Annotated in this window: 16 protein-coding genes; 8 read left to right on the top strand and 8 right to left on the bottom strand. The window is 61.8% G+C overall.

Translation table 11 applies throughout. The annotated features are described in order from the left end of the window. Positions 1-65: 65 nt before the first annotated feature. Positions 66-1,463 (bottom strand): MFS transporter, encoded by a 1,398-nt coding sequence (locus HED64_RS12330; RefSeq protein ID WP_168152284.1) that lies wholly within the window; start codon positions 1,461-1,463, stop codon positions 66-68. A gap of 284 nt (positions 1,464-1,747) precedes the next feature. Further along, positions 1,748-3,154, bottom strand: a complete 1,407-nt coding sequence (locus HED64_RS12325; protein WP_168152283.1) for an NAD(P)H-quinone dehydrogenase — start codon at positions 3,152-3,154, stop codon at positions 1,748-1,750. A 232-nt stretch (positions 3,155-3,386) separates the two neighbouring features. Between HED64_RS12325 and HED64_RS12320 the strand changes: the two genes are divergently transcribed. The 5 genes from HED64_RS12320 to HED64_RS12300 all read left to right on the top strand — a co-directional run bounded on the left by HED64_RS12320 (position 3,387) and on the right by HED64_RS12300 (position 7,820). Further along, entirely contained in the window at positions 3,387-4,196 is an 810-nt protein-coding gene (locus HED64_RS12320) for a purine-nucleoside phosphorylase (RefSeq protein WP_168152282.1), read from the top strand. A gap of 114 nt (positions 4,197-4,310) precedes the next feature. Further along, positions 4,311-6,065, top strand: coding sequence for a phospho-sugar mutase (locus HED64_RS12315; RefSeq protein ID WP_168152281.1), 1,755 nt, complete (start codon positions 4,311-4,313; stop codon positions 6,063-6,065). Between the two features lie 90 nt (positions 6,066-6,155). Beyond that, positions 6,156-6,833, top strand: coding sequence for a deoxyribose-phosphate aldolase (gene deoC / locus HED64_RS12310; protein ID WP_168152280.1), 678 nt, complete (start codon positions 6,156-6,158; stop codon positions 6,831-6,833). A gap of 51 nt (positions 6,834-6,884) precedes the next feature. Then, positions 6,885-7,130: a hypothetical protein gene (locus tag HED64_RS12305; RefSeq protein WP_168152279.1), complete on the top strand. Its 246-nt coding sequence runs from the start codon at positions 6,885-6,887 to the stop codon at positions 7,128-7,130. Between the two features lie 252 nt (positions 7,131-7,382). Continuing rightward, entirely contained in the window at positions 7,383-7,820 is a 438-nt protein-coding gene (locus HED64_RS12300) for a universal stress protein (RefSeq protein WP_132361886.1), read from the top strand. A gap of 121 nt (positions 7,821-7,941) precedes the next feature. Here the strand turns inward: HED64_RS12300 and mfd are convergent, their stop codons facing one another. Continuing rightward, complete coding sequence (gene mfd, locus HED64_RS12295) at positions 7,942-11,556, bottom strand: transcription-repair coupling factor (RefSeq protein ID WP_168152278.1); 3,615 nt, start codon at positions 11,554-11,556, stop codon at positions 7,942-7,944. Positions 11,557-11,728: 172 nt separating this feature from the next. On the opposite strand from mfd, the gene HED64_RS12290 reads away from it, so the two are divergent. The 3 genes from HED64_RS12290 to nhaA all read left to right on the top strand — a co-directional run bounded on the left by HED64_RS12290 (position 11,729) and on the right by nhaA (position 14,435). Then, a complete protein-coding gene (locus HED64_RS12290) occupies positions 11,729-12,226 on the top strand; it encodes a DUF2505 domain-containing protein (protein WP_168152277.1) in 498 nt (165 codons plus the stop codon). Between the two features lie 408 nt (positions 12,227-12,634). Beyond that, positions 12,635-12,895, top strand: coding sequence for a DUF1737 domain-containing protein (locus HED64_RS12285; protein WP_168152276.1), 261 nt, complete (start codon positions 12,635-12,637; stop codon positions 12,893-12,895). Between the two features lie 187 nt (positions 12,896-13,082). Beyond that, positions 13,083-14,435: a Na+/H+ antiporter NhaA gene (gene nhaA, locus HED64_RS12280; protein WP_168152275.1), complete on the top strand. Its 1,353-nt coding sequence runs from the start codon at positions 13,083-13,085 to the stop codon at positions 14,433-14,435. Between the two features lie 92 nt (positions 14,436-14,527). Here the strand turns inward: nhaA and sufU are convergent, their stop codons facing one another. From sufU to HED64_RS12255, 5 genes are all read right to left on the bottom strand, one after another. Further along, complete coding sequence (sufU, locus tag HED64_RS12275; RefSeq protein WP_168152274.1) at positions 14,528-14,977, bottom strand: Fe-S cluster assembly sulfur transfer protein SufU; 450 nt, start codon at positions 14,975-14,977, stop codon at positions 14,528-14,530. After that, the gene (locus HED64_RS12270; protein WP_168152351.1) at positions 14,974-16,269 is read right to left on the bottom strand and encodes a SufS family cysteine desulfurase; all 1,296 of its coding nucleotides are present in this window, start codon (positions 16,267-16,269) and stop codon (positions 14,974-14,976) included. Before HED64_RS12270 ends, sufU begins: the two co-directional genes overlap by 4 nt. 409 nt (positions 16,270-16,678) lie before the next feature. Beyond that, positions 16,679-17,260 carry an aminoacyl-tRNA hydrolase gene (gene pth, locus HED64_RS12265; protein ID WP_168152273.1) on the bottom strand — a complete coding sequence of 194 codons (582 nt, stop codon included), beginning with the start codon at positions 17,258-17,260 and terminating at the stop codon, positions 16,679-16,681. Between the two features lie 21 nt (positions 17,261-17,281). After that, positions 17,282-17,857, bottom strand: a complete 576-nt coding sequence (locus tag HED64_RS12260) for a 50S ribosomal protein L25/general stress protein Ctc (RefSeq protein WP_168152272.1) — start codon at positions 17,855-17,857, stop codon at positions 17,282-17,284. 301 nt (positions 17,858-18,158) lie between these two features. Then, positions 18,159-19,139, bottom strand: a complete 981-nt coding sequence (locus tag HED64_RS12255; RefSeq protein ID WP_132361902.1) for a ribose-phosphate diphosphokinase — start codon at positions 19,137-19,139, stop codon at positions 18,159-18,161. Positions 19,140-19,163 lie beyond the last annotated feature (24 nt).

Below are 19,163 nucleotides of genomic sequence, written 5' to 3'. Positions count from 1 at the left end.
TGTCATCAGGTGGCGGACGCCGCGAGGCAGGGCTTCAGCGCGGGGCGCGGAAGTCGGGTGAGAAATTAGGCGACGTTGTTCTCGTAGTCAACGTCCTTGGTGTCCTTGGTCAGGAACAGTGCGACCAGAGTCAGCACCGCACCGAGGGCCAGGTAGAGGCCCACCCACATGGTGTTTCCGCCGCCGAACTGCCACAACGCAATGGCCACAAACGAGGCCGGAGCCGCACCGATGACCGAGGAGAGGTTGTAGGCAATCGCCGAACCGGTGTAGCGCACGTTCGAGGGGAAGAGCTCGGGCAGGTATGAGGCCATCGGGCCAAAGGTCAGACCCATCAGCGTGAAGCCGAGGATCAGGCCGACCATGGCCGCAGCCTTGCCGGGACCAAACATCAGCGTCCAGGTGGCACCGAAGACGAAGATGCCGCTGGTGACAACAATCAGGAACTTGCGGCGGCCGTACTTCTCCGCCAGCGGCCCGGAGACCATGGTGAAGATACCGAAGAAGACCACACCGATGATGAGCATCGTCAGGAATTCGGGGCGGGCGATGCCCAGACCCGGGGCGAAGGCCGCCTCGGCGGCGGCGTCGAAGACCTTGCCCTTGGCCTCGGCGGCGGCGCGTGCTGCCTCAACCGTGGCCGGTGCCGTGCCGTAGGTCAGCGTGAAGGCCGTCATCAGGTAGAAGAGCACGTAGGTGGCCAGCATGATGAAGGTACCTGCCAACACCGGGCGCCAGTGGTACTTCATCGTGGTCTTGAAGGGCGACTTGGCAACCTTCTTCTGCTCTACCACCTTAGTGAAGGAGACGGATTCGACCAGCTTCAGGCGAACCCAGAGGCCGATGGCGACCATCACTGCGGAGAGGATGAAGGGGATGCGCCAGCCCCAAGCCATAAATTGCTCGGTGGTCAGGGTGAGCTGCAGAATGACGAACATCAGGTTGGCGATGATAAAGCCAACCGGTGCACCCAGCTGCGGGAAGGTGCCATAGATGGCGCGCTTGTTGGCCGGAGCATTCTCGGTGGCCAGCAATGCTGCACCGGACCATTCCCCACCCAGGGCCAGGCCCTGAGCGAAGCGCAGCAGCACCAGCATCAGCGGTGCCAGCACCACGAAGTTACCTTGGGCCGGGGGCAAGAAGCCGATCAGGAAGGTGGCGATACCCATCAGCAGCAGCGAGGCCACCAGGGTGCCCTTGCGCCCGATCTTGTCACCGAAGTGCCCGAAGAGCACCGAGCCAACGGGGCGCGCGACAAACGCGACGCCGAAAATCGCGAAGGAGGAGAGGATCGCGTTCACGTTCGAGGCGTTCGGGAAGAACAGTGTCGGGAATACCAGCACCGACGCCGTGGCGTACGCGTAGAAATCGAAGAACTCGATGGTGGTGCCGATGAGGCTGGCAAACAGCACGCGACCGCGTGTGTTTTCTTTCGGTGCAGCGACCGTGGTCTTGTTGGACATGACTCGTGATTCTCTAGGTGGATACCTGCCAGTTACTTACTCATTAGTTTAGAACTCGCGTCCATCTATTGGACACTTGTTCCACTATTTGGACACATCTTGTCACAGGGCACGATCGTGGTCAACGAATTTCCCGGTGTGTGTTGGGAACTTGCCGCCGAGTGCGCTCCCTGTCCGGGGGACCAACCACTCGCGGGCAGAGAATAGGCCGCCACCCCCATGATCGGGAATGACGGCCTAGGCCTAGAGTCAATGGCGGGCAGTCAGCTGCCCGCAGCGTTGTCCTAGAGGTGGACGTGCAGTCGGCGCGCGGCCTCGGAAATGGAGCCCGAGAGCGATGGGTAGACCGAGAACGTCTCGGCCACATCATCAACGTGCAGCTTGTTGTGTACCGCCAGCGCGATCGGGAAGATCAGCTCGGAGGCGCGCGGGGCAACCACCACGCCACCGATGATGGTTCCGGATCCGCGGCGCGAAATGATCTTCACGAAGCCCTGGTTAACATTCATCATCTTGGCGCGCGCGTTGGTGGCCAGATCCAGCTTGATGATGTCCGCCTGGTACTTTCCCTCGGCGACCATGTTCTCGGTGACACCCACGGTGGCGATCTCCGGGGAGGTGAAGATGTTCGAGGAGACCTCGGTGAGCTTCAGCGGCTTCACCGAGTCGCCCAACAGGTGAGCCATGGCGATGCGCCCCTGCATCGCGGATACGGATGCCAGCGCGAAGACGCCGGTGCAATCCCCCGCGGCGTAGACGTTGCTGGCGGTGGTGCGCGAGACGCCATCAACCTGGATGTGGCCGGATTCCGAGAGCTTGATGCCCGCTTCTTCCAGGCCGATACCGGCGGTGTTAGGGATGGAGCCAACCGCCACCAGGCAGTGGCTACCCTCGATGACCCGTCCATCGCTCAGGGTCACCTTAACGATGTCTCCCACGCGTTCAACGGCCTCGGCGCGGGACTTGGCCACGACGTTGACGCCGTTGTTCTTAAACGCCTGCTCGAGGACCTCAGCGGCGTCGGCATCTTCGCCCGGCAGCACGCGGTCACGTGAGGACACCAGGGTGACCTTGGTGCCCAGCAGGTTGTAGGCGGAAGCGAACTCGGCACCCGTGACACCGGAACCGATGACGATCAGGTGCTCGGGGGCTTCCTTGAGGTTGTAGATCTGGGTCCAGTTGAAGATGCGCTCGCCATCGGGAAGGGCGGTCGGCAATTCGCGCGGGTGCGCACCGGTGGCGATCAGTAGAGCATCGGCATCGATGGTCTCAACGCTGCCATCGGCACGGGTCACCTCAACGGTGCTCGCGTCGAGCAATTTTCCCTCGCCGATGACCACCCGTACACCCACGCGCTCCAGGCCCATGTGGATGTCGGAGGACTGCTCACGCGCCAGCTCCATGAGTCGGGCGTTCATGACCGAGAGATCTGCAACGGCAAGAGTGCTGGGATCACCCACCTGAACACCAAATTCGCGGGCGCCGGTGACTCGGCGCATGGCGTCGGCGGTGGCGACGAGCGTCTTGGACGGGACAACGTCGGTCAGAACCGCAGAACCTCCCATGCCCGCTCGTTCGACGATGGTGACCTGGGCGCCCAGCTGGGCACCAACCATCGCGGCTTCGTAGCCACCGGGGCCACCGCCGAGAATTACAAGTCTGGGGGAAGAGATATCGCGTTGTGCACTCACGATCACCCATTCTTCCTTACCTCGCCACCAAGTGCACACCGCATTTTTCGCCCACGCGAGCCGCAGTGCCCGTGACGGCGGATCCGCTGGTGTACCGCGCGGTTTTAGGGGCGGGCCCAATCAACCTAGAATCCGCGAATTGGCGCGGAATATTCTCTGCCGCGGTGCAGCTGACCGGGCTTCGGAGGCACTCCACCTGACAAGGCGAGGTTCCGCCGGTAAGTTTAACCCCGTGATCGATAACGCATCTGCCCCCTTTGACCTGGCTTCGGCCGCCGCCGCACAAATCGCCGACGTAACGGGCGTGCCACACCACGACATCGCGCTGGTCCTCGGCTCCGGCTGGGGCGAGGCAGCAAACCTCATTGGTGAAACCACCCACAGCATTGATGCCACGACGCTGCCCGGCTTCCACGCCGCGGCCGTCCCGGGACACGTGGGCACCATTTCCTCGGTGCTCACCGCCACCGGAAAACGCGTGCTGGTACTCGGCGCCCGCACCCACTTCTACGAGGGCAAGGGCGTGCGCGCAGTGGTCCACGGGGTGCGCACCGCCGCCGCCGCCGGGGCCAAGACCCTGGTGCTGACCAACGGCTGCGGCGGACTGAACCCCGCGTGGACCCCCGGCACCCCGGTGCTGATTGCCGACCACATCAACCTCACCGCCACCTCCCCGCTGGAGGGGGCGACGTTTGTGGATCTCACCGATCTGTACTCCACCCGCATCCGTGCTCTGGCCCGCGAGGTTGACCCGAGTCTTGATGAGGGCGTGTACGCACAGTTCACCGGTCCGCATTACGAGACCCCCGCAGAGGTGAAGTACGCCAAGGTGATTGGTGCAGATCTGGTCGGCATGTCCACCGCGCTTGAAGCCATTGCCGCGCGTCACGCTGGCATGGAGGTCTTCGGTATCTCACTGGTCACCAACCTGGCCGCTGGCATCTCCGCCACCGCACTGAGCCACGAAGAGGTCATCGAAGCCGGCGCAGCGGCGGGTCCGCGCATTTCCGCGCTGCTGGCCGACATCGTTGCCAAGCTCTAACATCGCCACCCTGTACTAGCACCGCAGCTCAGCAGCAGAGCGCAGGCGGCGGCGCCAAGCCGCCGCCGACGCACCCGCAACACACGTTCTTTCGGCCCAAAGGATCCCTCGTTCATGAGTACACACCCGTTAGACCCAGCCCTGCTGGATCGTGCAGCTGCCTGGGCAGCACAGGACCCGGACCGGCACACCGCTGCGCAACTGGTGCAATTGTGTGATCGGGTGCGGAGTGGCGAGCCGGGCGCTACGGCGGAACTGGCCGACCGTTTTGCCACGAATCTGGCCTTTGGCACCGCGGGGTTGCGCGCCGAGTTGGGTCCTGGCCCCAACCGGATGAACTCCATGGTGGTGCGCCGCACGGCGGCGGGCATCGGCCGCTTTTTGTTGAACACCGCCGCCGGTGCCTATCGGCCGCGGGCGGTCATCGGTTTTGATGCCCGGCATAACTCGGAGCGTTTTGCCCACGAGTCCGCCGCGGTTCTCACCGCTGCCGGCATCGAGGTACAGCTGTTGCCCGCTCCGCTGCCCACGCCGGTACTGGCTTGGGCGGTCCGCGCCCTGGAAGCGGAGGCCGGGATCATGGTTACCGCCAGCCACAATCCGGCCGCCGATAACGGTTACAAGGTGTACACCGGAGCCCGCGCCGAAACTGGTTGGGGGCGGGGCGCCCAGATCGTGAGCCCGGTGGACGCCGCCATCGCCGCGCAGATCAACCACGATGAGCCGATTCGTGACATCGTTCTGGCCGCGGACGGCTGGGAGGTCCTGCCCGGTGCCGCTGCGCCGGATTCGATCGAGGAACGCTACCTCGACGCCATCGCCGCGGTGGTGCCCGAACCCGGTGTGCGCGCCGATGCGCAGAGTGAAGCGCTCATTGCGGCGCGTGAATCGCTGCGCATCGTGCTGACTCCGCTGCACGGAGTTGGCGGACACACCATGGCCCAGGCGCTGGGCCGCGCGGGCTTCTCGCGGGTGCGTTTGGTTCCCGAACAGCAAGATCCGGATCCCGATTTCCCCACCGTGGCCTTCCCGAACCCGGAGGAACCCGGCGCCCTGGATCTGGCGTTGGCGCTGGCGCAACAAACCGACGCCGATCTGGTCATCGCCAATGATCCCGATGCCGATCGTTGTGCGGCGGCAGTGAAGTTCCCGCTCACCGGCTGGCGGATGCTGCGCGGGGATGAGGTCGGCTGGCTGCTGGGCGAGCGAATGGCGGCACGTGCCGCGCCGGGCGCTGTGTTGGCCAACTCCATCGTCTCCTCGCGCATGCTCGCGGCCATCGCCAGCTCTCATTCCCTGGAGCACCACAACACCCTGACCGGCTTTAAATGGATCTCGCGGGTGCCCTCGCTCAGCTTCGGCTACGAGGAAGCACTGGGCTACTGCGTGGCCCCGGCACTGGTACGCGACAAGGACGGCATGTCCGCCGGGCTGCTGCTGGCCGACTACGCCGCCGAGCTGAAGGCCACCGGTTCCTCACTCCCCGAGGTGCTTGATGAGCTGGCGCTGAAACACGGACTGCACGCCACCGACCAGCTTTCGGTCCGCGTGGCTGATCTGGGCCTGTTGTCCACCATGATGCAATCACTGCGCACCGCTCCCCCGAGCGCCCTGGGCGGCGAAGCCGTGACCGAGTTTGAGGACCTTTCATTGGGTGCCACGCTGCCACCGACCGACGGACTGCTTTTTGGCACGGTTAATAACACCCGAGTAATTGTGCGCCCCTCGGGCACCGAACCGAAGCTCAAGTGCTACCTCGAGGTCATCGCGCCGGTGGCCACCGCGAGCGATGTGCCGGCCGCCCGTGCCACCGCCGCCGCGCAACTGGAGCGCATCAAGAACGAACTTGCCGCCCTACTGCGCGGTTAGCCGCGCACAGGACCTCCCCGGGGCTTCAGCCCCCCTTCCCGCTATACACCGCATATCCCCGCCTTCGACCAGGAGTTTGATCCACCGACCATGAGCATCCAGAACATCGCCTCTTTTATTGACCACACCATCCTGAATCCCGATGCCGGCTCCGCCGATGTTCAACGCATCTGTGCCGAGGCCGTGAAGTACTCCTTCAAGTCCGTCTGCGTGAACCCGATCTGGGTTTCCACCGTTTCCGCGGCGCTGAGCGGCTCGGACGTGTTGACGTGCTCGGTCATCGGTTTCCCGTTCGGCGCCACCCCCACCGCGTCGAAGGTCTTTGAGGCCACCACCGTGGTGAACGACGGTGCCAACGAGGTGGACATGGTCATCAACATTGCCGCGGCTAAGGCCGGGGACAAGGAGGCCCTGGTGGCCGACATCACCGAGGTGGCCCAAGCGGTGCACGCCGGTGGTGCGATCCTGAAGGTCATCATCGAAACCGCGCTGCTCACCGATGAGCAGAAGGTACTTGCCTGCCTCGCCTCGGTAGAAGCTGGCGCCGATTTTGTGAAGACGTCCACCGGTTTTGCCGGCGGCGGAGCCACGCTGGCGGATGTGGCACTGATGCGTTCCACGGTCGGTCCGGACATGGGCGTAAAGGCCTCCGGAGGGGTCCGTTCGCTGGAAACCGCGCAGGCCATGATCGATGCCGGCGCAACACGTCTTGGTTCAAGCTCCGGAGTTGCTATTGTTGAGGGTGAACAAGGCGCAGCGGGTTACTAAAAAACGGTTTCCGCACGCGCATTGAAACCAGATCACTTGAGGAGAATCGCTGTGTACTCGAACGGCAAGAACGTAGCCCACTCGGGCCAGGGCCACCTGACCGGGAACATCGTTGCTTTGGTGGTGTTCATGGTGTTGTTCATCGGGGCCATCTACTCACTGAGCTACTGGACGCTGGAGAACGCCTGGCTCCCGGGTATCTCCTGCTTCGTGCTGCTCATTTTGTCCTTCGGTATCCCGCAGCACATCCTGGGCATGTCGGACCGCAACCCGACCAAGACCGCGCACCAGGACTAATTCCGCGCAGCAGCTTTCCCATCAGGGGAGGCGGGCGCACCGCACAGCCTAGCTCTAAACCGGCATCACGCCGGTGGGCAAGCTAGTCTGAAGCCGGTGGCCCGCCTCCCCTTTTGGTGTCTCCGGCACCCTCACGACACTTTTCTACAAGCCGTAGAAAAGTTTGGAGGGCGCGGGGTATGATGAAGCCAACGCTCCCACAGAGGAGTCGTTGAACCATCCGGAACAGCTTGACGAAATGAGCGCTTCATCATGGAGAACACTGCCCGCAACACCGTTATTGTCGGCGTCGACGGATCCCCGCAGTCGGTCAGCGCCCTGCGCTACGCCGCACAGCTGTCGGCGAAGCTAGATCACGACCTCGTGGCCTTCACCTCGTGGCTGCCCCGCATCGCACTGGAGGATTACACCCCCGAGTGGGCACCGGAACAAGACGCCCGCGATGCCCTAGAAGCCACCATCACGGAGGCCTTCGGCGAGCATGTCCCGGCGCAGCTGGGGCGCCAAGTGATCATGGGACCCGCAGCACCAAACCTCATCGAAGCCTCCAAGAGCGCAGCACTGCTGGTACTCGGCACTCGAGGCCGCGGCGGATTTAAGGGCCTGGTCATGGGCTCGGTATCCAGCTCGCTGGCCGCACATGCCAAATGCCCGGTGCTGATCCACCACGGCGAAGATTCCACCGTCTAAGCACTTACCGGACTTCTTGGGTCCCGGGTTCCCACCGCCTGCGCTGACCGCACTGCCGGTGGGAACCCGGGGCTTTGTGGTTAACCACCGCGCCCCCGGCAACGGGTTAGACCCGTTGCCGTTAGGCCTTGCTGCGGACCGCTTCGACCTCAAAGATGTTGCTGAGCACGGCGGACACCCATTCCAGCAACTTCTCATCCACCACATCCCGCCCGCCGATCGGGGATGTCACGGGCTTGGGAATCACGATGGCGTCAAGGGCCGGCTTATCCGCCGCTCCCTTATACATCCGGGCCAGGCGCAGCTGCCGAGAATCGGGGAGGTTCGCGATGGCCGCCGGAGCGAACTTGATCATATTGCCCATCATCGCCACATCGCTCAGGCCCAAGGCCCGAGCCCGAATACGGATCCGTGCCACCTCCAACAGGTTCAGCACCGGGGCGGGAGGCTGACCGTACCGATCCACCAGCTCGGCCAGCACATCCTCGAGCGCAACGAAGTCGGTGGCGGCGGCGATCTTCCGGTAGGCCTCCAAACGCAGCCGCTCGCCTGGCACATAGTCATGCGGCAGGTGGGCGTTGACCGGCAGCTCGATTTTCATCTCGGTCGTTTTCTCATCCGCCTCGCCCTTGAAGTCGGCCACGGCCTCGCCCACCAGGCGCAGGTAGAGGTCGAAGCCGACCCCGGCGATGTGCCCGGACTGCTCGCCTCCCAGCAGGTTGCCGGCCCCACGGATCTCCAGGTCCTTCATGGCCAGCTGATAGCCCGAGCCGAGCTCGTTGTGCGCGGCGACCGCCTTGAGTCGTTCCAGGGCCACCTCGCCCAGCGGCTTCTCCGCATTCCACAGGAAGTAGGCGTAGGCGCGCTCACGTCCGCGACCCACACGACCACGCAGCTGGTGCAACTGCGACAGCCCGTAGTTATCGGCCCGGTCCACGATCAGCGTGTTCGCATTGGAGATATCCAGGCCGGTTTCGATGATGGTGGTGGAGACCAACACGTCGAACTTCTTCTCCCAGAAGTCCTGGATGATCTTCTCCAGCCGCGATTCACTCATCTTGCCGTGGGCCACCTCGATGCGGGCCTCGGGGACCAGCTCGCGCAGCTCGGAGGCGACCTTATCGATCGAGGAGACGCGGTTGTGCACAAAGAACACCTGACCATCGCGCATCAGCTCGCGGCGGATGGCAGCGGAGATCTGCTTATCGGTGCGCGGACCCACATAGGTGAGCACCGGGTGGCGTTCCTCCGGCGGGGTGGCCAGCGTGGAGGTCTCCCGGATCCCGGTCAGGGACATCTCCAGGGTGCGCGGGATCGGGGTCGCGGACATGGAGAGCACGTCCACGTTGGTGCGCATCTTCTTGAGCTGTTCCTTGTGTTCAACTCCGAAGCGCTGCTCCTCATCAACAATCACCAACCCCAGGTCACGGAACTGCACCGTGTCCGAGAGCAGCCGGTGGGTGCCGATGACCACGTCGACGGTGCCATTGTTCAGCCCCTCAATGATCTCCTTGGACTCCTTGGCACTTTGGAAGCGCGAGAGCGTCTTCACTCGTACCGGGAATCCGGAGTAGCGTTCGGTAAAGGTCTGTTGGTGTTGGGAGGCCAGCAGCGTGGTGGGAACCAGCACGGCGACCTGCTTGGAGTCTTGGACTGCCTTAAATGCGGCACGGACTGCAATTTCGGTTTTGCCGAAGCCCACGTCGCCGGAGATGAGTCGGTCCATCGGGATCTCACGCTCCATGTCGGCCTTGACCTCGTTGATGGTGGTCAGCTGGTCCGGGGTCTCAACATAGGCAAAGGCCTCCTCAAGCTCCGACTGCCAAGGGGTGTCCTTGGCGAAGGAGTGCCCACGGGTTGCCATGCGGGCCGAATACAGCCGGATGAGGTCCCCGGCAATCTCCTTAACGGCCTTGCGCGCCTTTGACTTGGTGCTTGACCAGTCCGAGCCACCCATCTTGGAGAGGCTCGGCGCTTCCCCGCCGACGTAGCGAGTGACTTGGTCCAGCTGGTCGGTGGGGACAAAGAGCTTATCCCCCGGCGCTCCACGCTTGGACGGCGCATATTCAAGCACCAGGTATTCGCGCTTGGCCTCGGCTCCCCCGGCAACCTTGCGGGCGATCAGCTCCACAAATTTGGCGATGCCGTGCTGTTCGTGGACCACATAGTCACCCTCGGTCAGGGTCATCGGGTCAACGGCGTTACGCCTCTTGGAGGCAAGACGCTTGGCCCCGCGCGGTGCATAGGCGCTGGAACGGCCCAAGAGATCAGCCTCGGTGAGGAAGCCGAGCTTCAGCTCATCCATCGCGAACCCGCGCCCGGCCTGTGCCGTGGTGATTTCGATGAGCCCCGGGGTGGGCAACTCATCCAGTGAGTTAATACGGTGGGTGGGAATGTTGGCGTCATGGAAGAGTTCGGCCAGCCGCTGCGCGGGGCCGGGCCCGTCGGTGGCCACCACGATCGACCAGTTGTCCTTGATCCGCCCGGAGATAAACTCCAGCATTTCGCTCACATCTCCCTGATAGCCGCGCGGCTCGCGGGCGTTCAGGCGGATGGAGTCGGCCTCGGGCAAGAGCTCGGCGTCGGCCCCCAGGGAGGTCAGCGACCACCAGGAGACGGACGCGCTGATGGCATCGGCTCGTGTTTGAGCCAGCGAGGTGAAGTTCCCCGCTTCAAGCTCGGCCGCTGCGGCCTGCGCCTGGGCTTGAGAGATATCTAGCGGTGCGGCTCCACCGTCGGAGGCGGTGGCCCATGCTGCGGCCAAGAACTCCGCGTTGGTGGCTTCAAGATCGTGTGCGCGGGTTCGGACTCGTTCGGGCTCCATGACCACGGCGATGGATTCGGCGGGCAGTTGCGAGAGTAACGGCACCATCGCGTCAACAAGCAAGGGGGCCAGTGCTTCCATGCCCTCCACGGCTACACCACCGGCAATTTTTGCCAGCATGTCACGCGCAGCGGGCATTTCGGCTTGAAGCTTGGCGGCCCGGGACATCACCGAGGGGGTGATCAGTAATTCGCGGCATGGTGGGGCCTGGATACGGGTGGGCGGTTCCTGCTCCAGCGAGCGCTGGTCGGCGATGGAGAAGTAGCGCATCGCTTCAATCTCATCGCCGAAGAAGTCGATACGTACCGGGTGGTTCAACGTGGGCGGGAAAACATCCAGAATGCCACCACGCACGGCGAACTCACCGCGGTGGGTGACCATGTCGACGCGTGCATAGGCGGCATCGGCCAGCGCCCGAACTACAGCGGAGAACTCGTATTCATCCCCCACCGCCAGTTCGACGGGTTTCAACTTTCCCAGCCCGGCCACCAGCGGCTGAATGACCGCGCGGATCGGAGCGACCACGACCTGCAGCATCGGGTCCTGAGTTTCCAACCGGCGCAGCACGTGTAAACGGCGCCCCACGGTGTCGGAGCGCGGAGATAGCCGCTCGTGCGGAAGCGTTTCCCATGAAGGGAACTCCGCCACAGCAGCTTCTGGCAGGAAGCTGTGAAGGGCAGCCACCAACTCCTCGGCTTCACGGCCGGTGGCCGTCACCGCCAACACGATTCCGCCCTCGACCTTGCCACGAAGCGCCTCTGCCGTCTCGGCGGTAAGGACTGCGCGCATGCCGGTGGGGGCAGCGATCTCCAGCTCATTAGCACGCGCAGCGTATGAGGTTGCGGCGTTGGAGCTGACCCGGGAAAAAGAGGTGTCGTTTCGCAAGGCGGTGCGCAGGCCGTGTAATGCCATCGACTGGGGGTCCTTTCCGAAGACCGAGAAGCGCACAACACAAGTACCCGAGATTCAGTATGAATCCCGGGGTGCGCACTTCTAGCGTACCGCCGCGCGCGCTCATGCCCGGTACGCTGGTGTGGTTGCATCAATATTGGCTCGGCCAATCTAATTTACGGAGTTCGTCCCTATGGCTCTTAACGCCACCACAGACATTGCGCACGCCCCCGAGGCCATTGTTGCCACCCTTGCCGACCGCGACTTTGCCGAACACCTGACATCATTGGTCGGCGGAGAGCTCAAGAGCTTTGAGGTCGCCGGAGACACCGCAGCCGCATTCACGCTGACCACCGTCCGTACGCTGCCCACCGACCGCGCTCCGGAAATCGCCCGGAAGTTTGTGGGTCAGTCGGTTGAGGTCACTCAGGTTGAGTCATGGAGCGCTCCGGCAGCCGACGGTTCGCGCGATGCCACCTTGAAGCTCACCGTCGGTTCGTTGCCTGTCTCAGTTGCCGGTACCGAGTCCCTGCGTCCCACCGCAGCTGGCGCAACGCTCGGCATCGAAGCCACGGTGTCCTCCTCCATCCCGTTTGTGGGCGGAAAAATCGCCTCGGCCGCGGAACCCTTCATCTCCAAGGCCCTGAAGCTTCAGGGCGCCAAGGTTACCTCGTGGATTGAACGAGGCTAATAGCCTTCCGGCTTTGGTGACGGTGCCCGTGTCGGGCAGCTAACAGGTCTCCATGACACAAACGTGGGCACCATCGTCCTCGGCGATTTCGCCAGCGACGATGGTGCCCACGTTTTTATGTATCCGATGGACGCATCGAAGGAAGCAGTGGCGCCAAGACGTCCACAGCACCGAGATACCCTCCATCCTCCATTCACGTTGGCCCCGGCGGATACACGGAGGCAATGTTTCTCCAGAGTTTATTTAGTGGCACCGATTTTGGTGCAGTTCGGTTCGGGACGTTGTGTTAGTTTCACAATAAGTCCTATGTACCGGCGTTCGGCCTGGACGTACTACCTAGCAGCCCAGCCAAGACGAGCGCCCCTGGACTTGTACCGACCAGCCCCGTGCCATCAAAAAGGAGACACCATGTCCGAAGAAAAAACCTTGCTGGCCTACCGGTTGATTACCGGCCCCGATGACAGCAGCTTCTGTGAGCGCATCTCTACCGCCCTAACCGAGGGATACGTGCTCCATGGTGGGCCTGCCGTGACCTTCGACGGCACCAACGTCATCTGCGCCCAAGCAATCATCCTCCCGAAGGCCGTCGCCACCAGCGATGCGGCCGTGTCCAGCGCCGTTGACGAGCTTGACTCGAATCTAGTCTTCGACGGAGATGGGATCGCCTGAGCTAGAAGGGGAACTCTTTCCAGCACTCGGCACACCTTGATGGCTCGATAGCTATCGGAGTCGATGAGGTCATCTGCGCGAATGGATGTGCGCCCGAACGTGTTAAGGCGTTAGGGTAGAAATCAGGTGTGCCGGGAAGTCTGGTCGGCGATAACTTTAGCGTCCCCAAAAGAATTGAAGATTCCCCATGAGCCAAGCTCCCACACCTACACCAAAGCCCAAGACGGCTTTTGGCCCCGGCAGTTATGCCGAGTCGCTCCGCATCGGCGAAATTCTGCGCAAAGAAACCGTCGGCGGTCTTGTCCTCATCATTGGCGCAGTTATTGCACTAATTTGGGCCAACTCCCCCGCGGCTGACAGCTACTTTGCACTGCGTGACTTCCATATCGGATTCGCCATTTTTGGCATCGATCTTAATCTCTCGCTAGGTCACTGGGCAGCCGACGGGTTACTCGCGGTGTTCTTCTTCTTGGTTGGCCTAGAGCTCAAAAAAGAGTTTGTCGCCGGCGATTTGCGCGACATGAAGCGTGCGATCGTCCCGGTGACGGCGGCCTTCGGCGGCGTGCTGGTCCCAGCGCTGATATTTGTTGCCCTCAATGCCTCGACCGGAGGGGAAACCTTGCGCGGCTGGGCTATCCCCACCGCCACGGACATTGCTTTCGCCGTTGCAGTCCTAGCGGTCATCGGTTCGAATCTTCCCTCCCCGCTGCGGATCTTCCTGCTGACACTCGCGGTCGTGGATGACCTCATTGCCATTGTCATCATCGCCTTCGTCTTCACCGATGATCTGCGGCCACCATACCTGCTGTTGGCAATGATTCCCATCGCCCTTTTTGCCTTCGTCACCCACAAATGGCCCAAGTTCTTTGCTGCCAAGTTGTGGGCCCCTTGGCTGATCCTTTTGCCCCTGGGGATCGTCGCTTGGGCGCTAGTCTTCGGCTCTGGTATCCACTCAACCATCGCGGGCGTCGTGTTGGGTTTCTGCGTCCCAGTGCTGCGAAAGAACAAGGATGAGATCGACAAGCCCGGCCTGGCCGAACAGTTCGAACACCGTTTCCGTCCGCTCTCCAGCGGTTTCTGCGTACCGATTTTTGCGTTCTTCTCCGCTGGCGTGGCCGTGGGTGGCGCCGAAGGCTTCGCCTCGGCGTTGGGCGACCCGGTGCTCTGGGGCGTCGTTATCGGGCTCGTGTTTGGCAAGCCCATCGGCATTCTCGGAGCCACCTGGTTGGTGACTCGGTCGTCTAAGGCCAATCTAGATCCGGACACCAAATGGGGTGACCTGCTCGGTGTGACCTTCTTGGCCGGGATCGGCTTCACCGTCTCACTACTGGTCTCCGAGCTGTCGTTCGGATTGGCCTCACCACATTACGACCATGCCAAGGTGGCCATTCTGCTGGGCTCCCTGATTGCTGCGATTCTCGGCACGATTTGGTTGCGACCCCGAGACCGTCGTTACCGATTGATCAATGAGAAAGCTGCCCGAGATGACAACGGGGACAATATCCCCGATATCTTCCAGCGCCCGGAGAACAACGCCTAAACCTCCAGCGAATAACGGCACAAAAGAGCCGGGTTGCTTCACCCTTCAGGGGTGAAACAACCCGGCTCTTGAACTTCCGCGGTGTAACGCGCCTAGGCGCTGGCCTGTAGCAGGGCTGCCTCCGCGGCAACCCAGGAAAGCATCGCGCACTTCACTCGAGCCGGGAATTTGGATACACCGGCGAAGGCTGCCCCGTCCCCGAGGACCTCTTCGTCTCCGGCCCGGGTTCCACGCGAACGCATTAGTTCACGGAACTCGTTCAGAATGCTCATGAATTCTTCGCGATCGAGGCCTTCTGCCATTTCGCTGAGCACCGAGGCCGAAGCCATGGAGATCGAGCAGCCGTCGCCCTCCCAGGAGACGTTCTTAACGACGTCTCCATCAAGCTGGAGACGCAATTGGATGTGGTCACCACAGACGGGGTTGTGCTGCAACGATTCGCCGTGGGCAATGCCCTCGGGTGCCTCGAGCAGTCCGGCGCCGTGCCGGGCCTTGGCATGGTCCAAGATGATTTGTTGGTACAGCTGGTCCAGATCGCTCACTTGCCGACTCCGAAGTATCCGCGCACGTCAGCTACTGCATTCAGCAGAGCATCGATGTCGCTGGTGGTGTTGTATAAGTAGGTGCTAGCTCGGGTGCTGGAAACCACTCCCAGTGCCCGGTGTAGTGGTTGAGCGCAGTGATGCCCCACGCGAACGGCTACACCGCGCGAGTCGAGGAACTGGCCCACATCGTGGGGGTGCACACCTTCGATGATGAAGGGTGCGGTTCCGATCCGTGCGGCGCCAAGGCCGGGGCCAAGAACGCGGACACCATCGATGGACGAGAGCCCCGTGAGCATGCGCTCGCCCAGGTATTCCTCCCAGCCTGCGATCCGCTCCATGCCCACTTCACGTAGGTAGGAAACGGCCGTGGCCAGCCCGTGGACCTGCGAGATGCGCTGCGTCCCGGCCTCAAAACGCATCGGCGAGGGAAGGAACTGTGCGCTCTCCATGCTCACGGAGGTAATCATGGATCCCCCGGTGAGGAACGGCGGCATCGCGTCGAGAAGTTCGGCACGACCGTAGAGTCCGCCAATCCCCGTGGGGCCAAGCATCTTGTGTCCGGAAAACGCCATGAAGTCCACGTCGAGGGATTTAACATCAACCGGAAGGTGCGGCACCGACTGGCAGCCGTCCAATACCGTCAACGCTCCAACGTTGCGGGCCAGCGCCACCAGCGCAGCAACATCGTTCACGGTGCCCAGGACGTTCGAAACGTGAGTGAAGGCGAGGATCCGCGTGGCCGGGGTGATGATATCGCCAGCCAGATCCATACGCAGTGCACCTGATTCGTCCACCGGAATGTACTTCAGGGTGGCGCCTGTACGTTGGGCCAGCTGCTGCCAAGGGATTAGATTGGCGTGGTGCTCAAGTTCTGTGACGACGATTTCGTCGCCAACACCTAGCGCGAAGCGCTTGGCGGCGTCTCCCCCGAGGCCTGCACTCGCATTTCCGAAGGAGTAGGTGACGAGGTTTAGTGCTTCGGTGGCGTTCGAGGTCCACACGACTTCGTTGTCCTTGGCACCGATAAATTCGGCTACGGTGGTGCGCGCCTGTTCGAAAATATCTGTCGCCTCAACGGCCAGTGAATGGGCTCCGCGGTGTACGGCTGCATTGAAGTTTTCGTAGAAGTGCTGTTCTGCCTCGTAGACGCAGCTGGGCTTCTGTGAAGTGGCGCCTGAATCCAGATAGGTTAGCGGCGCACCGTTGATGCTGCGCCCCAGGATTGGGAAGTCTGCCCGCAGCCGCGCAACCTCCACGTCGTTCAGAGGGTTGGGAAGGGTGTCTTGCATCGTGGTCGTTGCACTGGACACGTTGGGCTCCTCCAAAGGATGTTCTTTGCCGGCTGCGCCGCTTGGGCTGCAGAGGATTCATGAACTGCAGCTTCCGGAGCGCAAAACGATTACGGCATCATTTACTTCGCTAATTCTCCCACGTTCGAGCGTTCAGGGCACATAAGTCGACCCTTACCAATTTGGGCTACCACTGAACGAAGGCATAAAAAAAGAGGCTGGTAGTGGGATGGGGGTGGCCCAGTCTCGGAGGCCGCCCACTACCAGCCCCTAGTTCGGGGCCAAAAAGGCACTAGATCATTCTAGAACCCGCTCAAGTCTTCAACAAATTCACTCGTCGATTCCTCGGCCTAAGCCCGTGATCCACTAGTGTGCGGTAAAAGGTGAACGGGTTTTTACGCTTTTTTGCTCAGGCGATATGAAATTTGCGCTGCGCAGCGTCGAGTCCCAGGCTCATGATCACTTCAACGGCGTCCGCCGCTGTGTCGATCAAGAACGGAAGATCTTTCTTTTCGTCTTTGGAGAAATCCTTGAGGACATAATCCGCGGTGTCCATGCGGCCAGGTGGCCGCCCAACGCCAACGCGGACCCTGAGATAGTCTTTGGTGCCTAGCGCCTTAGAGATATCGCGCAGGCCATTGTGCCCGCCTTCGCCACCACCAAGTTTGAGCTTGATGGTGTCAAAGTCAATGTCGATTTCGTCGTGCACAGCAATGATATGTGCGGGATCGATGCCAAAAAACTTCGCGAGGTTGGCCACCGGGCCACCCGAGAGGTTCATGTAGGTCATCGGCTTGGCTAGAACAAGCCGGGGCCCGCCGATCCCCATGCGGCCTTCAAGGATCTGAGCGCGGGAACTATGCGTTTTGAATTTTCCCCCCACGCGTGAAGACAATTCATCCAAGACCATTTGGCCGACATTATGCCTGTTATGCGCGTAGCCGGGCCCGGGATTCCCGAGCCCGGCTACAAGCCAGGTATCGCTACTCATGCGACAACCAAATTCAAATGACTACTCGGCGGAAGCTGCCGATTCTTCTTCGGTCTCGGTTGCAACGGCTTCGATCATGGCGACAACGGTGTTGGCTTCAACGGCCAGGGCGGTGCCCTCCGGCAGGATCAGATCTGAAGCGAGGATGTGAGTACCCGGGGTGAGGCCATCAATGTTGACGATAACGCGCTCCGGCAGTGCCACAGCTTCAGCCTCGACGGAAACCGACGGGTGATCCATGGACAGAACGGCACCGGCAGGCAGCGCACCTTCGACGACGATGGAAACCTCAACGATAACCTTCTCGCCCTTCTTGACGATCAAGAGGTCAAGGTGATCAACGGTCTGGCGCAGTGCGTGGCGCTGGATGTCCTTCACCAAGGTGATGGTGTCTTCGCCATCAACCGAGATGTTCAACAGTGCGTTAGCACCACGAACAGCAAGGGTGGTTGCTGCCAACGGCAACAGAACGCGGACCGGATCGGTACCGTGACCGTAGATTACTGCAGGGATTTTGCCGGCGCGGCGAGCCTGGCGGGCAGCGCCCTTGCCGAAGTCGGTGCGCAGTTCGCCGTCAAGCGTGATGATGTTGCTCATGGTGTTCTCCTTGAGGAAGATGATTAATTGGTTCCTGCCCCGCTCGGGCCTAGAAGCAACATCATCCGATTCCCTCTCAGGAGAAGGACGCGTAGTGCGTTTCTAGCCTCGTCGATAACGGAACCTCATTTTTGTGAGGTTCCCTCGCCTGGGCACAAGTAAATATTTTAGCAGTATGAGGGCACAGGAGAGAAATTCTGGATGCTGCGCTCAAGATTCGTACCGATTAACGGCGAGGGCCCCACCGCTTCCAAAGTGGAAACAGCAGGGCCCTCGCTCAGGGGTGTTGCCAGAGCGCTCTTTAGGCGTCGCCGTCAAAGAGGCTGGTCACAGAACCGTCTTCAAAGACTTCGGTGATGGCGCGGGCCAACAATGGCGCGATGGAGAGAACCGTCAAGGAATCGAAGCGCTTGGACTCCGGGATCGGCAACGTGTTGGTCACCACGACCTCGCGGGCACCACATTCGGCCAGGCGCTGCGCTGCTGGGTCCGAGAACACAGCGTGCGTCGCGGCAATGATGACGTCCTTGGCGCCTGCGTCCTTCAGCACCTTCACAGCGCCGGCGATGGTTCCACCAGTGTCGATCATGTCATCGATCAATACGCAGGTACGGCCCTCGACCTGGCCGACGACCGTCTTGGAGACAGCCTGGTTCGGAACAGTGAGGTCACGAGACTTGTGCACAAACGCCAGCGGCGCACCGCCAAGGCGTTCTGCCCACTGCTCTGCAACACGAACGCGTCCGGTATCCGGAGAAACAACGGTGACGGCGTCGTCGCCGACGATTTCACGGATGTAGTCAGCCAGCAACGGGATGGCAAAGAGGTGATCGACGGGGCCGTCGAAGAAGCCCTGAATCTGCGCGGTGTGCAGGTCAACGCTCATGATGCGATCGGCGCCGGCAGCCTTGAACATGTCGGCGACCAAACGAGCCGAGATCGGCTCGCGGCCACGGCCCTTCTTGTCCTGACGTGCATAGGGGTAGAACGGGGCCACTACCGTAATGCGGTGAGCCGAGGCGCGCTTCATGGAATCAACCATGATCAACTGTTCCATCAGCCAGTTGTTCAACGGCGCGGGGTGAGCCTGGATGACAAATACATCCTTGCCTCGCACCGATTCGCCGGAACGCACGTAGATCTCACCGTTGGCGAAATCATAGGCACTCATCGGAAGCAGCTCGGTCCCAAGGGCCGCTGCTACTTCCTCGGCCAGCTCGGGGTGCGCACGCCCGGAAGCCAGTACCAACTTCTTATCGACGGTATAGGTCAGTTCGCTCATGGGATCGCTTTCTCACTCAGACTG

The sequence above is a fragment of the Paeniglutamicibacter terrestris genome, from assembly GCF_012271785.1.
GTDB lineage: Bacteria > Actinomycetota > Actinomycetes > Actinomycetales > Micrococcaceae > Paeniglutamicibacter > Paeniglutamicibacter terrestris.
This window is presented reverse-complemented; position numbering and strand designations above follow the sequence as displayed.